The 15,154-nt window shown below is 76.5% G+C and carries 12 protein-coding genes; all 12 read left to right on the forward strand.

Annotated elements, in window-relative coordinates:
• The first annotated feature begins 253 nt into the window (after positions 1–253).
• The 12 genes from smc to trmD all read left to right on the forward strand — a co-directional run bounded on the left by smc (position 254) and on the right by trmD (position 15,053).
• The gene (gene smc / locus ACRYR8_RS15345) at positions 254–3,835 is read left to right on the forward strand and encodes a chromosome segregation protein SMC (RefSeq protein WP_432485399.1); all 3,582 of its coding nucleotides are present in this window, start codon (positions 254–256) and stop codon (positions 3,833–3,835) included.
• Positions 3,836–3,971: 136 nt separating this feature from the next.
• Positions 3,972–4,247: a hypothetical protein gene (locus ACRYR8_RS15350; protein ID WP_432485401.1), complete on the forward strand. Its 276-nt coding sequence runs from the start codon at positions 3,972–3,974 to the stop codon at positions 4,245–4,247.
• 113 nt (positions 4,248–4,360) lie between these two features.
• Positions 4,361–5,554 (forward strand): signal recognition particle-docking protein FtsY, encoded by a 1,194-nt coding sequence (gene ftsY / locus ACRYR8_RS15355; RefSeq protein WP_432485447.1) that lies wholly within the window; start codon positions 4,361–4,363, stop codon positions 5,552–5,554.
• Between the two features lie 331 nt (positions 5,555–5,885).
• Positions 5,886–7,226, forward strand: coding sequence for an ammonium transporter (locus ACRYR8_RS15360; RefSeq protein ID WP_432485403.1), 1,341 nt, complete (start codon positions 5,886–5,888; stop codon positions 7,224–7,226).
• A complete protein-coding gene (locus tag ACRYR8_RS15365) occupies positions 7,223–7,561 on the forward strand; it encodes a P-II family nitrogen regulator (RefSeq protein ID WP_432485405.1) in 339 nt (112 codons plus the stop codon). The genes ACRYR8_RS15360 and ACRYR8_RS15365 overlap by 4 nt, the downstream gene beginning before the upstream one ends.
• Before the next feature lie 70 nt (positions 7,562–7,631).
• On the forward strand, positions 7,632–9,977 hold the full coding sequence (locus tag ACRYR8_RS15370; RefSeq protein ID WP_432485407.1) for a [protein-PII] uridylyltransferase: 2,346 nt from the start codon (positions 7,632–7,634) through the stop codon (positions 9,975–9,977).
• A 77-nt stretch (positions 9,978–10,054) separates the two neighbouring features.
• Complete coding sequence (ffh, locus tag ACRYR8_RS15375; protein WP_432485409.1) at positions 10,055–11,635, forward strand: signal recognition particle protein; 1,581 nt, start codon at positions 10,055–10,057, stop codon at positions 11,633–11,635.
• Between the two features lie 13 nt (positions 11,636–11,648).
• Positions 11,649–12,770, forward strand: a complete 1,122-nt coding sequence (locus ACRYR8_RS15380; RefSeq protein ID WP_432485411.1) for an amidohydrolase family protein — start codon at positions 11,649–11,651, stop codon at positions 12,768–12,770.
• A 195-nt stretch (positions 12,771–12,965) separates the two neighbouring features.
• Positions 12,966–13,334, forward strand: a complete 369-nt coding sequence (gene rpsP, locus ACRYR8_RS15385) for a 30S ribosomal protein S16 (RefSeq protein ID WP_432485413.1) — start codon at positions 12,966–12,968, stop codon at positions 13,332–13,334.
• Between the two features lie 4 nt (positions 13,335–13,338).
• The gene (locus tag ACRYR8_RS15390; RefSeq protein WP_432485415.1) at positions 13,339–13,578 is read left to right on the forward strand and encodes an RNA-binding protein; all 240 of its coding nucleotides are present in this window, start codon (positions 13,339–13,341) and stop codon (positions 13,576–13,578) included.
• Positions 13,579–13,698: 120 nt separating this feature from the next.
• Positions 13,699–14,229 (forward strand): ribosome maturation factor RimM, encoded by a 531-nt coding sequence (gene rimM, locus ACRYR8_RS15395; protein ID WP_432485417.1) that lies wholly within the window; start codon positions 13,699–13,701, stop codon positions 14,227–14,229.
• 2 nt (positions 14,230–14,231) lie between these two features.
• Entirely contained in the window at positions 14,232–15,053 is an 822-nt protein-coding gene (trmD, locus tag ACRYR8_RS15400; protein WP_432485419.1) for a tRNA (guanosine(37)-N1)-methyltransferase TrmD, read from the forward strand.
• Positions 15,054–15,154 lie beyond the last annotated feature (101 nt).

The raw sequence follows: 15,154 nt of genomic DNA on the forward strand, positions 1-15,154 counted from the left end.
GCGGGCCGGCGCCCCGCCCCCCCCGCCCGCGGGCCGGGCGGGGCCGCGGGCCGCGGGCCCCCCCCCCCCCCCCCCCCCCCCGCCCCCCCCCCCCCCCCCCCCCCCGGGGGAGCACGGCCGTCCCGGCCGCGTCAGCGCCGTCGTCGAGCGCTGGAGCGAGCCGCGCGGGTTGAGCGGGTTCACCACCCGCTGAGGGCCGGGCCCGGGCGCGGCGGCCCGGAGCTGTCGCCGGCGCTGGTTAGGCTCCCGTCCCGTGCACCTGAAGACCCTCACCCTCAAGGGGTTCAAGTCGTTCGCCTCGGCGACGACGCTGCGGCTGCAGCCGGGGATCACGTGCGTGGTCGGCCCGAACGGCTCGGGCAAGTCCAACGTCGTGGACGCCCTGACGTGGGTGATGGGGGAGCACAGCGCCAAGAGCTTGCGCGGCGGCAAGATGGAGGACGTCATCTTCGCCGGCACCACCGGGCCGGAGGGGCGCGCGCAGCTGGGCCGGGCCGAGGTCAGCCTCACGATCGACAACACCGACGGGGCCCTGCCCATCGAGTTCGCCGAGGTGACGATCACCCGGACGATGTTCCGCACGGGCGGCTCGGAGTACGCGATCAACGGCTCCTCCTGCCGACTGCTGGACGTGCAGGAGCTGCTCAGCGACTCCGGCATCGGCCGCGAGATGCACGTCATCGTCGGGCAGGGCCAGATCGACGCGGTGCTGCACGCCTCCCCGGAGGAGCGCCGCGCCTTCATCGAGGAGGCCGCCGGGGTCCTCAAGCACCGACGCCGCAAGGAGAAGGCGCTGCGCAAGCTCGACGCGATGGAGGGCAACCTCACCCGCGTCGCCGACCTGGTGACCGAGATCCGCCGCCAGCTCAAGCCCCTGGGCCGCCAGGCCGAGGCCGCCCGCCGTGCGCAGGTCGTGCAGGCCGACCTGCGCGACGCGCGCCTGCGGCTGCTGGCCGACGACCTGGTGCAGGCCACGAGCTCCCTGCAGCGCGAGGAGGCCGACGAGGCGGTGCTGAAGCGTCGCCAGCAGAAGGTGGAGGCCGAGCTCGCAGAGGCCACCGGCCGGTTGCGCGCCGCCGAGGCCGCCGCCGCGGCCGCCGCCCCGGACCTGGCCCGCGCCGTGGACACCCACCACCGCCTGCAGGCCCTGGCCGAGCGGTTGCGCGGCGTGCAGGCGCTGGCCGCTGAGCGGCTGCGGCTGCTGGCCGCGGAGCCCGACGAGCAGACCGGCCGGCGCGACCCCGAGGAGCTGTCGGCTTCCGCCGCCCGTGTGCGCGCGGAGGAGGCCGAGCTGGCCGGCCTGGTCGCCGAGCACCGCGCCGCCCTCGACGACGTGCTCGCCCGCCGCGCCGAGGCCGACCGCACCGCCGCCGAGGAGGACCGGCGCGTGGCCGCCGCGCTGCGCGCCGCCGCGGACCGTCGCGAGGGCCTGGCGCGCCTGGGTGGCCAGGTCGCCGCCGCCCGCAGCCGCGTGGAGGTCGGCCAGGCCGAGCTGGAGCGGTTGTCCGGCGCCCTGGCCGACGCCGAGCAGCGCCGTGAGCGTGCCCGCTCGGACTTCGCGGCGCTGGAGACCCAGGTCGCCGGCGTCGAGGAGGGCGAGGAGGGCCTGGACGCCGAGCACGAGGCGGCGGCCGCGGCCCTGGCCGAGGCCGAGGCCGCCTGCGAGGCCGCCCGCGCCGAGGAGCGCGCCGCCGCCCAGGAGCGCGCCGGCTGGTCCGCGCGCAAGGAGGCGCTGGAGATCGGGCTGACCCGCGGAGACGGCGCGGGCGCGCTGCTGGCCGCCGGTTCCGCGGTCTCCGGCGTCCTGGGCTCGGTGGCGGCGCTGCTGGAGGTGGAGACGGGCTGGGAGCAGGCCGTGGCCGCGGCGCTGGGCGCTGCCGCCGACGCGGTCGCCGTCGCCGGGCCCGAGGAGGCCGCCGCCGCCATCGAGCACCTGCGCGCCGAGGACGCCGGGCGCGCCGGGATGGTCGTGGCCGGCGCCGCCGCCCCCGACGCCACGCCCGCCGCCGCGGGGCTGCCCGACGGCGCGCGGGCGGCGCTGGCCCTGTTGAAGGCCCCCGCCGAGCTCGCCGGTGCGCTGGCGCGGCTGCTGGGCGAGGTCGTCGTCGTGACCGACCTGGCCGCGGCCCGCGCCGTCGTCGCCGCCCGCCCCGACCTGGTCGCCGCCACCCGCGAGGGCGACGTCCTGTCCGCGCACCGCGCTGCCGGCGGGTCCGCCTCCGCCCCCAGCCTGCTGCAGGTGCAGGCCGCCGTCGACGAGGCCACCGACGCCCTCTCCGCCGCCGAGCACCGCCTGCAGCGCGCCCAGTTCGCCCTCACCGGTGCCCAGCACGCCCGCGAGCAGGCCGCCGACCGCGTGGAGGCCGCGCTGGAGCGGCTGCACGAGAGCGACGCGCGGATGAACGCCGTCGCCGAGCAGCTCGCGCACCTGGGGGCGGCGGTGCGCGCCGCGGCCGCCGAGGCCGAGCGCACCGCGGCCACCCGCACCCAGGTCGCCGCGCGGCTGGAGAGCGACCGCGCCCAGCTCGCCGAGCTGGGTGAGCGCTTCGAGGCCGCGTCCGCCGCCCCCGCCGACGACTCCGGCGCCACCTCCACCGACGAGCGCGACCGCCTCGCCGAGCACGCCCGCTCGCTGGGGCGCGCCGAGACCGAGGCGCGCCTGGCGCTGCGCACCACGGAGGAGCGCGCCCGGGCCCTCACGGGGCGCGCCGACGCCCTCGAGCGGCAGGCCGCCGAGGAGCTGCGTGCCCGTGAGCGGACCGCGGCACGGCGTGCCCGCCGCGCCGAGCAGTCCCGCGTGGCCACCCGGGTGCGCGAGGGCGCCGAGCGGGCCCTGGCCGCGTGGGAGACCTCCGCGGCCGAGGCCTCACGGCTGCGGCAGGCCGCCGAGGCGGCTCGCGCCCGCTTCGAGGAGGAGGTGGCCACCGCCCGCCGGGCGGTGGAGTCGCTGAGCGCCGAGCAGCAGCGTCTGGGCGATTCCCGGCAAGCCGACGAGGTGGCGCGTGCGCAGCAGCGCTGGCGCATCGAGGCGCTGCGCACCCGCGCGATCGAGGAACTGGGCACCGACCCCGACGTCCTCGTCGCCGAGTTCGGCCCCGACCAGCCGGTGCCGCCCTCGCCGCCGGCGCCCGGGGACCCCGAGCCGGACGTGCAGGCCGAACCGCGCCCCTACGTGCGCGCCGAGCAGGACAAGCGCCGGCGCGCCGCGGAGCGGGCCCTGTCCCAGCTGGGCACGGTCAACCCGCTGGCGCTGGAGGAGTACGCCGCGATGGAGGAGCGGCACGCCTTCCTCGTGGCCCAGTCCGACGACCTGAAGAAGTCCCGCAAGGACCTGCTGGACATCGTCCGGGAGGTCGACGAGCGCGTCGAGCGCGTCTTCACGGAGGCGTTCACCGACGTCGCCGCGCAGTTCGAGCAGGTCTTCCCCCGCCTCTTCCCGGGCGGTGAGGGGCGGCTGGTGCTCACCGACCCGGCCGACATGCTGACCACCGGGATCGAGGTGGAGGCGCGCCCGGCGGGCAAGAAGGTCAAGCGCCTGTCGCTGCTGTCGGGCGGGGAGCGCTCGCTGGCCGCGGTCGCGATGCTGGTCTCGATCTTCCGCGCCCGCCCCAGCCCCTTCTACGTCCTCGACGAGGTGGAGGCCGCGCTGGACGACGCGAACCTGTCGCGGCTCATCACCCTGTTCGAGGAGCTGCGGGCCTCCAGCCAGCTCATCGTCATCACCCACCAGAAGCGCACCATGCAGATCGCCGACGCGCTGTACGGGGTGACGATGCGCGGCGACGGCATCAGCACCGTCGTCAGCCAGCGGCTGCGCGAGGCCACCCCGGCCTGAGGGGGCGCCGCGGGCGGCGGTGATCGCGCGGTGGCGCACCGGTGAAGCAACTGTGACCGGATGGTCACGGAGCGGCAACAGGGTCGTGGCGCGGTGGTGCGCGCGGGGTGCGCGAGGCACTGTTGTCCTCGTGGTGATGACGACCTTGATCGTGACGTTCGTCCTGGTGGTGGGGCTCGCGGCGTCGGTCCTGCTCTCCGTCGCCGCGCCGCCCCTGCGGGCCCGCGGCAGCCGCTTCGTGGCCCGGCTCGACGCGCTGGCCGCCCGCTGGGCGCCGGTGGTGCTGCGCGCGGCCCACCACGGCCGTAACCGGGCCCGGCGCACCGCCGAGCACGTGGCCCAGCACGCCGCTCAGCGCCTGGCTGCGCACCGCGCCCACCGCGACGAGGCCGAGGCGGCCCGCGCCCGCTGACCCGCGTCCGCGTCGGCTGACGCGCGTCGGCGACGTGCCGGGGCGCCCGGCCCGCGGGGCGGGCCCGAGCGGGCCGTGAGCAGGGTCTGGGAGGATCGGCCCCCGTGGAGACCCTGCACATCGTCATCGGCGTCGCCGTCCTGATCGTCCTCGCGGGCGTCGGCGCCCTCGCGGGCCTGGTGCGCCCCCGGCGCCGGCGGCGCTCCTCGCTGGAGCCGCGCGAGGCGCCGCGGGCGGGACGCTCCAGCCTCGGCCCGCGCTCGGACACCGACCCGCTGCCCGGTGTGGGTGACGACGCGGAGGTCCCGCGCGACTCGCCCAGCCGCGCCGTGGACGTCGTGGAGCTGCCCGAGGAGCCCGCAGGCCCCCTCACCGAGCGTCCCGAGTCCGCCGCCGGGCGCCTGGTCCGGCTGCGCGAGCGGCTGGCGCGTTCCAACTCCGCCCTCGGCCAGGGCCTGCTCGCCCTGCTCTCGCGCGACACCCTCGACGAGTCCACCTGGGAGGAGGTCGAGGAGACCCTGCTGCTGGCCGACGTGGGCGTCGGGCCGACCACCGAGATCGTCGACCACCTGCGTGAGCGGGTGCGCGTGCTGGGCACCCGCGAGCCCGCCCAGCTGCGCGAGCTGCTGCGCGAGGAGCTGCTGGCGGCCGTCGGCCCCGACGACGGGCGTGAGCTGGCCACCACCCGCCACGACGACCGCCCCGCGGTCGTGCTGGTCGTCGGTGTCAACGGCACCGGCAAGACCACGACCGTCGGCAAGCTCGCCCGCGTTCTCGTCGCCCAGGACAAGGAGGTCGTGCTCGGCGCCGCGGACACCTTCCGCGCAGCCGCTGCCGAGCAGCTGGCCACCTGGGGCGAGCGCGTCGGCGTGCCGACGGTGCGTTCCGAGCGCGACGGCGCAGACCCGGCCTCGGTGGCCTTCGACGCCGTCAAGGCCGGCATCGACGCCGACGCCGACGTCGTGCTCGTGGACACCGCCGGCCGTCTGCAGAACAAGGCCGGCCTCATGGACGAGCTGGGCAAGGTCAAGCGCGTCGTCGAGCGCCACGGGCCGGTGGACGAGGTGCTGCTCGTGCTGGACGCCACCACCGGGCAGAACGGCCTGCGCCAGGCCGCGGTGTTCTCCGAGGTCGTGCAGGTGACCGGCATCGTGCTGACCAAGCTGGACGGCACCGCCAAGGGCGGCATCGTCGTGGCGGTGCAGCGTCAGCTCGGCGTGCCGGTGAAGCTGATCGGTCTGGGGGAGGGGCCCGACGATCTGGCGCCCTTCGAGGCCGGGGCGTTCGTGGACGCGCTGCTGTCCTGACGGCTGCCGCCCCACCCGACGGACCCCCGTCGCGCCCCCGCGCGGCGGGGGTCCGCCGCGTCCGGGGCCACGCGGTCCCCGGAGAGCCGTGCACGCGCGGTGGCGAGGTGGCGACGCTGCGCCTGCGACCGCCGGCTGCGCCCGGGTGCGTAACGCGATGTTCACACGTGCCCGCCTCGCGTCACCGCGACGAAACACTCGGCGGCGGCGCGCGTAACACGCCGAGTCCACGGTTGACCCGACCCACCGACCAGTCCCCGCCGCGCACCGCTGCGGCGCCCCCCGTCCCCCCCGCCGGCACGTGCCGGCCTCGCGGAAGGTCCCGTTGCCCATGGATACCGGTGACACCGCCTGGATCCTCACCAGCGCGTCGTTCGTGCTGCTGATGACTCCCGGACTCGCGCTCTTCTACGGCGGCATGGTCCGCGCCAAGAGCGTTCTGAACATGATGATGATGAGCTTCGGCGCCCTCGGCCTCATCGGCGTCCTGTGGGTGCTCTACGGCTACTCGATGGCGTTCGGGAACGACGTCGGCGGCGGCCTGCTGGGCGACCCGCTGGAGTACTTCGGCCTCACCGGCCTGCTGGGCGAGGGCAACCTGTCCGGCACCCTGCCCGGCATGGCGTTCGTCGGCTTCCAGGCCGCCTTCGCCATCCTTGCCGTCGCCCTGATCTCCGGCGCCATCGCCGACCGGGCGAAGTTCGGTGCCTGGATGGTCTTCGCCGGCGTGTGGGCCACGATCGTGTACTTCCCCGTGGCGCACTGGGTCTTCGCCTTCTCCTCCGACGACGGTTCCTACGTCGGCGGCTGGATCGCCAACCAGGTCGAGGCCATCGACTTCGCCGGCGGCACCGCGATCCACATCAACGCGGGCGCGGCCGCCCTCGCGCTCGTCCTCGTCCTGGGCAACCGCAAGGGCTTCGGCCGCGAGCCGATGCGCCCGCACAACCTGCCGCTGGTGATGCTCGGCGCCGGCCTGCTGTGGTTCGGCTGGTTCGGCTTCAACGCCGGCTCGGCCGTCTCCTCCGGCAACACGGCCGCCGTGGCCTGGGTCAACACCCTCGTCGCCACCTCCGCCGCGATCCTGGGCTGGCTGCTCACCGAGCGCTTCCGCGACGGGCACGCCACCTCCCTGGGCGCCGCCTCCGGTGCCGTGGCCGGCCTGGTCGCCATCACCCCGGCCTGCGCGGCCGTCAACCCCGTCGGCGCCATCGTCATCGGCGTCCTCGCCGGCGTCCTGTGCGCCCTGGCCGTGGGCCTGAAGTACAAGCTCGGCTACGACGACTCCCTCGACGTCGTCGGCGTGCACCTCGTCGGCGGCCTGTGGGGCACGATCGCCGTAGGCTTCCTGGCCACCGCCGACGCCCCCAACGGCGTGGACGGCCTGTTCTTCGGCGGCGGCGTGGACCAGCTGTGGCGCCAGGTCGTCGGCGCCCTGGCGGTCCTGGTGTTCTCCTTCGTCGTCACCTGGGTCATCGGCGTGCTGATCCAGAAGACGATGGGCTTCCGCCTCGACGAGGAGGACGAGGTCGCCGGCATCGACCAGGTCGAGCACGCCGAGTCCGGCTACGACTGGGGCACCCTGGGCGGCGGCCACCTCGGCGGCGGCACCCGCCCGACCGCCCGCCACGCCACCACCACCCCCGGCGCGACCTCGGAGGTCTCCGCGTGAAGCTGCTCACCGCCATCATCAAGCCGCACAAGCTCGACGACGTGAAGTCCGCCCTGGAGTCCTACGGGGTGCAGGGCCTGACGATCTCCGAGGCCTCCGGGTACGGCCGCCAGCGCGGCCACACCGAGGTCTACCGCGGTGCGGAGTACACCGTCGACATGGTCCCCAAGGTCCGCGTCGAGGTCCTCGTCGACGACGTCGACATCCACGACGTCGTCGAGGTGGTCGTCAAGAGCGCTCAGACCGGGCGCATCGGCGACGGGAAGGTGTGGACGCAGGACGTCGAGGACGTGGTGCGGGTGCGCACCGGCGAGCACGGGCCGGACGCGCTGTGAGCACCCCCCTCCCGCTGCGACGGGGCCGGCGCTGAGCGTCGACCTGCGCACCGAGCGACTCGCGCTGGCGGTGCGGGCCGGGCGTCCCGGCCCGCACCGCCGCGCCGAGCTGGTGCAGCTCGTGGAGTCCCGGCTGCGCGACGTGTGGGACCGCGCCGTGGAGCCCCTGTCCGAGCTGCTCCCCGACCCCGACGGCCCGCCGGGCGCCACCGCCGGCGTGGCCCTGGCGTGCGTCGGTTCCCTGGCCCGCGGCGACTGCGGCCCCGCCAGCGACGTCGACCTCGTCCTGCTGCACGACGGCCGCACCCTGGGTGCCGGCGACGTCGCGGCGCTGGCCGACCGCGTCTGGTACCCGCTGTGGGACGCCGGGCTGCGCCTGGACCACTCGGTGCGCACGGCCAGGGAGTGCCGCGAGGTCGCCGCCACCGACCTGGCCGCCGCCACGGGGCTGCTGGACCTGCGCGTGGTCGCCGGTGACGGCGGGCTGGTGGCCCGCACCCGCGGGCACCTGCTGGACGACTGGCGCGCCGGCGCCCGCCGGCGCCTGCCGCAGGTGCTGGACTCCCTGGCCGAGCGCGCCGCGCGCTGCGGTGAGCTGGCCTACCTGCTCGAGCCGGACCTGAAGGAGGCCCGCGGTGGACTGCGCGACGCGGTCGCGCTGCGGGCCCTGGCCGCCACGTGGCTGACCGACCGCCCGCACGGCGCCGTCGACGAGGCCCACACCGTCCTGCTCGACGTGCGCGACGGGCTGCAGGCCTCCTCCGGCCGCCCCGGCGACCGCCTGCTGCTGGCCGAGCAGGACGCCGTCGCCGTGGTGTGCGGCTACGCCGACGCCGACCTGCTGCTGGCGGCCGTGGCCCAGGCCGCGCGCACCGTCTCGGCCGCCGTGGACACCACCACCCGCCGGGCCCGCCAGTCGATGCCGTCGCGCCGCTTCCGCGCCACCGGCCGCCGCCCGCGGTTGCGCTCGCTGGGGCACGGCCTCGTCGAGCACGACGGCGAGGTCGTCCTGGGTTCGGGCGTCTCCCCGGCCGAGGACCCGGTGCTGCCGCTGCGCGCCGCGGCCACCGCCGTGCGCGCCGGGCTGCCCCTGTCGCCGGTGACGCTGGAGCACCTGCTCGCCGCGTGCCCCCCGCTGCCCGAGCCGTGGCCGCCGGCCGCCCGCGAGGCGCTGCTGGAGCTGCTGGCCGCCGGCCCCGCGCAGGTGCCGGTGTGGGAGCAGCTGGACCTGGTGGGCCTGGTGGAGCGCTGGTTGCCGGAGTGGACGGCCGTGCGCAACCGCCCCCAGCGCAACGCCGTGCACCGCTGGACGGTCGACCGCCACCTCGTCGAGACGGCGGTGGCGGCGCGGGCGTTCGTGCGCGACGTGCCCCGCCCGGACGTGCTGCTGCTGGCCGCGCTGCTGCACGACATCGGCAAGGTGCCCGGTGCCCAGGACCACTCGCGCACCGGTGCACCCCTGGCGCGCCGGGTGTGCGAGCGAGCCGGTCTCGAGCCGGGCGACGCGGCCGTGGTCGAGCGCCTGGTCGCCGAGCACCTGACGCTGGTGGAGCTGGCCACCCGGCGCGACCCCGACGACCCGAGCACGGTGCAGGCGCTGGTGACCGCCGTCGACGGCCGCGCGGACGTGCTGGACCTGCTGCGAGCGCTGACCGAGGCCGACGCGCGCGCCGCCGGCCCGGCGGCCTGGTCGCCGTGGCGGGCGCGGCTGGTCGACGACCTGGTGACCCGGGCGCGCGCCAGCCTGGCCGGTGAGCCGGTGCCGGCCGTGGGCGGCTTCGACGCCGAGGAGGAGGCCCTGGCCGCCGACGTGGCCGCCGGTGGACCCACCCGCGTGGACGTGCGCGAGGTCGACGGCTTCTTCGTGGTGCGGGTCGTCGCCCGCGACCGCACCGGCCTGTTCGCGGACCTGGCGGGCCTGCTGGCCGGCCACCGCCTCCTGGTGAGGTCCGCCCTGGTCCGCACGCTCGGGAGCGTGGCCGTGGACTCCTGGTGGGTGGAGTCCCCCGGCGGCGACGCGCCCTCGGCGGAGCTGCTGCGCGTGGGTCTGGAACGCATCGTCGCCGGCGACGTCGCGCTGCTGGACCGCCTCGCCGCGCGCGACGCGCGCACCGCGCGGCCCGTCGCCGGCGTGCGCTCGCTGGTGGCCCACCCGCGGGTGGTGATCCTGCCGGGGGCCTCCGAGCGCGCCACGGTGCTGGAGGTGCGCGCCGCCGACCGCCCCGGGCTGCTGCACGCGCTGGGGCGGGCGCTGGCCGCCGAGCGGCTCGACATCCGCTCCGCGCACGTGGCCACCTACGCGGCGCAGGCCGTGGACACCCTCTACCTGGCCGAGCCGGACGGGCAGCGGCTGAGCCCGCCGCGGGTGGCGATCGCCGTGCGGGCTCTGTCCGACGCCGCCGAGGTCCCCGGCTGAGGGGGGTGCCCCGCGCACCGGCGGGGTCCCGCCCGCCGCGGGGCGGGGCGGGGGCCCACCTCCCGTAGGCTGAGCACGTGTTCGCCACGCTCTCCGACCGCCTCACCGCGACGTTCAAGTCCCTGCGCGGCAAGGGGCGGCTGTCCGCCGAGGACGTCGACGCGACGGTCCGCGAGATCCGCCGGGCCCTGCTCGACGCCGACGTCGCGCTCCCGGTGGTGCGCCAGTTCACCGCGCAGGTGCGCGAGCGGGCCACCGGCCTGGAGGTCTCCCAGGCGCTCAACCCGGCCCAGCAGGTCGTCAAGATCGTCAACGAGGAGCTCGTCGCGATCCTCGGCGGCGAGACCCGCCGGCTGCGCTTCGCCAAGAACCCGCCGACCGTGATCATGCTGGCCGGCCTGCAGGGCGCCGGCAAGACCACGCTCGCGGGCAAGCTGGGCCGCCACCTCGAGCGCAACGGGCACCGCCCGCTGCTGGTGGCCTGCGACCTGCAGCGCCCGAACGCCGTCAACCAGCTGCAGATCACCGGTGAGCGCGCCGGCGTGGACGTCTTCGCCCCGGAGCCCGGCAACGGCGTCGGCGACCCCGTGGCCGTCGCCCGCGCCGGCGTCGAGCACGCGCGGCACCACCACTTCGACGTCGTCGTCGTCGACACCGCCGGCCGCACCGGCGTGGACGCCGAGATGATGCAGCAGGCGATCGACATCCGCGCCGCCGTCTCGCCCGACGAGGTCCTCTTCGTCCTCGACGCGATGATCGGCCAGGACGCCGTGGCCACCGCCGAGGCGTTCCGCGACGGCGTCGGCTTCGACGGCGTGGTGCTCACCAAGCTCGACGGCGACGCCCGCGGCGGCGCGGCCCTGTCGGTGCGGCAGGTCACCGGTCAGCCGGTGATGTTCGCCTCCACCGGGGAGAAGCTCGACGACTTCGAGCTGTTCCACCCCGACCGCATGGCTTCGCGCATCCTCGACATGGGTGACGTCCTCACCCTCATCGAGCAGGCCGAGCGGGCCTTCGACGCGGAGCAGGCGCAGTCCATGGCGGCCAAGTTCGCCGCCGACGAGGACTTCACCCTCGACGACTTCCTCCAGCAGCTCAACGCCGTGCGCAACATGGGCTCGATCAAGAAGATGCTCGGGATGCTGCCGGGCATGGCGCAGATCCGCGACCAGCTCGACGCCTTCGACGAGCGCGAGTTCGACCGCATCGAGGCGATGGTGCGCTCGATGACGCCGCTGGAGCGGCGCCAGCCGCGCATCATCAACGGATCGCGCCGCGCCCGCATCGCCGCCGGCTGCGGGGCGAGCACCTCGGCCGTCAACGACATGCTCGAGCGCTTCGGGCAGGCGCAGAAGATGATGCGCCAGATGCGCAAGGGCCTGGGCGGCGGTGGGGTGCCGGGCATCCCCGGGATGCCGGGCGTGCCGGGCGGGACCTCCAAGAAGCAGAAGGCGCGCGCCGCTGCCGCCAAGGGCCGCAAGGGCAAGTCGGGCAACCCCGCCAAGCGGGCCGAGCAGGAGCGCGCGGCGGCGAGCCGGGCGATCACGGCCGGTGAGGACGCCGGCTCGGCGTTCGGGGCCCCCCAGGCGCCGGCCGAGTTCGACCCCTCGCAGCTGAACCTGCCCAAGGGCTTCGACAAGTTCCTCGGCGGACGCTGAGGCGGACGGTGCCGTGGCCGGCGGGAGCGGGGGTGCGGGCGCGCAGGCGCTGCACCTGAGCGGGCCGGTCCTGACCGGCCCGGACGAGGTGCGCGGCGAGGCGTGGGTGCTCGGCGGGCGGCTGACGTTCACCCGGCCCACCGGCGCCACCACGACCGAGCTGCCCGGCTGGGTGCTGCCCGGCCTGGTCGACGCGCACTGCCACGTCGGCGTGGGGCCCACCGGGTGGGTCGACGAGGCCACCGCCGAGGCGCAGGCGCTCGCCGACCGCGACGCCGGAGCGCTGCTGCTGCGCGACGCGGGATCGGCCTCCGGGACGCGCTGGGTGGACGAGCGCGAGGACCTGCCGCGCATCGTGCGCGCGGGTCGGCACATCGCCCGCACGAAGCGGTACCTGCGCGGGCTGGCCCACGAGATCGAGCCCGAGGACCTCGTGGAGTTCGTCCGCACCGAGGCCCGCCGCGGCGACGGCTGGGTCAAGCTCGTGGGGGACTGGATCGACCGCTCCCGCGGCGACCTGGCCCCCTGCTGGCCCGCCGACGTCCTGCGCGCCGGTGTCGAGGCCGCCCACGCGCTCGGTGCCCGCGTCACGGTGCACCAGTTCGGCGAGGAGGGCGTGCCGGAGCTGCTCGCAGCCGGCGTGGACGGCATCGAGCACGGCACCGGGCTGACCGCCGCCACGGTGGCGGCGGTGGCCGAGCGCGGCGTCGCGGTCGTGCCCACCCTGGTCAACATCGCCACGTTCCCCGGCATCGCCGAGCGCGGCGAGGCGAAGTTCCCCGCGTACGCGGCGCACATGAGGGCCCTGCACGAGCGCCGGTACGCGACCGTCGCCGCCCTGCACGAGGCGGGGGCCCAGGTCTTCGCCGGCACCGACGCCGGCAGCGTCCTGCCGCACGGCCTCGTCGTCGACGAGCTGCACGAGCTGGTGGCCGCCGGCCTGCCGGTGCTGGCGGCGCTGGACGCGGCGACCTGGTCGGCGCGCCGCTGGCTGGGCCGGCCCGCGCTGGCCGAGGGGGCGAGCGCGGACCTGCTGGTCCTGGACGGCGACCCGCGCGCCGGCCTGGGTGTCCTGCGCCGCCCCCGTGCGGTGGTGCTGCGCGGTCGCGTCGTGGCCGGCGCCGCGCTGCGCTGACGCCGTACCGGCGTCGCCGAGGGGGTGCGGCCGCCCGGTCGAGCGGCCCGGCCGACCTCTGGCACAATGGCGGGTGCACCCGAACGCCCAGGGACCCTCTCACCCGGGGATGTTCGCGTCCGCGAGCTCCACCTGCCGGCGTCCCCACACCGGGCGGTGGGCGCTCACCCTGATGAGAACCGGAGACTCCCGCACGTGGCTGTCAAGATCCGACTGAAGCGCCTCGGCAAGATGCGCTCGCCGTTCTACCGCGTCGTCGTCGCCGACTCGCGCTCCAAGCGCGACGGTCGTGCGATCGAGGAGATCGGCGTCTACAACCCGATGACGCACCCCTCGACCATCGAGATCAAGTCCGACCGGGCGCAGTACTGGCTCGGCGTCGGTGCTCAGCCCTCCGAGCAGGTCGCCGCGCTGCTCAAGGTGACCGGCGACTGGCAGAAGTTCAAGGGCACCAAGGGGCAGGAGGGCCGCTACCAGCAGCCGTCCACCACCACCAAGCAGGCCGCTGCCACCGCGTCCCCGGCCCCGGCCGCCGCTGCGGAGACCCCGGCCTCGGAGTCCTGAGCCGGTGCTCGCGGACGCTCTCGAGCACCTCGTGCGCGGCATCGTCGGGCACCCGGACGACGTGCGCGTGACGTCCAAGGCGTCGCGGCGCGGCGCCCTGCTCGAGGTCCGCGTGCACCCGGAGGACCTGGGCCGGGTCATCGGCCGTTCCGGCCGCACGGCCAAGGCGCTGCGCACCGTCGTCGGTGCCCTCGCCGGCGACCAGCAGGTCCGCGTCGACCTCGTCGACGTCGACCGCCGCTGAACCAGCCCCACCGGCGAGCGCCGGGGTCGCGCACCGCGACCCCGGCGCTCGTTGCGTTCCGCCCCGCACCAGCCGCCGCAGCCGACCCCGCCCCACCCGAACCCCGCACTGGAGACCCCCGTGGAGTACGTCGTCGCCCGGATCGGCCGCCCGCACGGCGTGCGCGGTGAGGTGACCCTGGAGCTGCGCACCGACGCCCCCGGGGAGCGCTTCGCCCCCGGCGCCGTCCTGCGCACCGACCCGCCCGGCCGCGGCCCGCTCACCGTGGAGTCCGCCCGCTGGCACAGCGGCACCCTGCTCGTGGCGTTCGCCGAGGTCGCCGACCGCACCGCCGTGGAGGCGCTGCGCGACACGCTGCTGATGGCCGACGTCGACGAGGCCGCCGGGGCCGAGGAGGACGCCTGGTACCCGCACCAGCTGCGGGGCCTGGCCGCCGTGACCGCTGACGGCACCGTGCTGGGTGAGGTCGCGGACCTGATCACCGGCACTGCGCAGGACCTCCTGGTGGTCACCGGCACGGACGGGCGCGAGGTGCTGGTGCCCTTCGTCGAGCGCCTGGTGCCGACGGTCGACGTGGCCGGCGGGCGCGTCGTCCTGGACCCGCCCGGCGGGTTGTTCGTCGAGCTGCCCGGCGACGAGGACGGGGTCTGAGGGTGCGCGTCGACGTCGTCTCCATCTTCGGCGAGTACCTCGCGCCGCTGTCGCTGTCCCTCATCGGCAAGGCCCGCACCCAGGGCCTGCTGGAGGTGCGGGTCCACGACCTGCGCGAGCACACCCACGACCGCCACCGCACCGTGGACGACACCCCCTACGGCGGTGGTGCCGGGCTGCTGATGAAGCCCGAGCCGTGGGGCGAGGCGCTGGACGCCGTCCTGGCCGACCCGCCAGAGAGCGCCGGCGAGCGGGGGCCGGTGCTGCTGGTACCCAGCCCGGTGGGGGAGGTCTTCACCCAGGCCGCTGCCGTGGAGCTGGCCGCCGAGCCGTGGCTGGTCTTCGCGTGCGGGCGCTACGAGGGCATCGACGCGCGCGTCGTGGAGCACTACCGGGCCCGCGGCGTGCGGGTGCGCGAGGTGTCCCTGGGCGACTACGTGCTCAACGGCGGCGAGGTCGCGGTGCTCGTCGTCGTCGAGGCCGTCGCACGGCTGCTGCCCGGCGTCGTCGGCAACGCCGCCAGCCTCGCGGAGGAGAGCCACGCGGGCGAGCACGACGGCCTGCTGGAGCACCCCGCCTACACCAAGCCGGCCACCTGGCGCGGGCTCGACGTGCCTGCGGTGCTCTCCAGCGGCGACCACGGTGCCGTCGCCCGCTGGCGGCGCGAGCAGGCGCTGCGACGCACCGCGCGCCGCCGCCCCGACCTGCTGGCCCGGCTCGACCCGGCCCGCTGCGGCGCGGCGGACCTGGCCGTGCTGGCGGAGGAGGGCTTCGCGCCGGGCGCGCACGGATTCCTGCCGGCGGCTCCCGCTGTGGCAGACTGAGCGGCTGACCACACCAACCAGCCGCGACGACCGGTGACCGCTGCCCCCGGGCGGCGGGGGGTGCGCCCGCCACGGGGGACGCACCCGGCCGGAGGACACCG

The organism is Kineococcus esterisolvens, assembly GCF_050871405.1.
Classification (GTDB): domain Bacteria; phylum Actinomycetota; class Actinomycetes; order Actinomycetales; family Kineococcaceae; genus Kineococcus.

Excerpts from the sequence above, each read along its gene's own strand:
- ACRYR8_RS15350 (WP_432485401.1), top strand. The coding sequence starts at position 3,972 with ATGACGACCTTGATCGTGACGTTCGTCCTGGTGGTGGGGCTCGCGGCG.
- ACRYR8_RS15360 (WP_432485403.1), top strand. The coding sequence starts at position 5,886 with ATGGATACCGGTGACACCGCCTGGATCCTCACCAGCGCGTCGTTCGTG.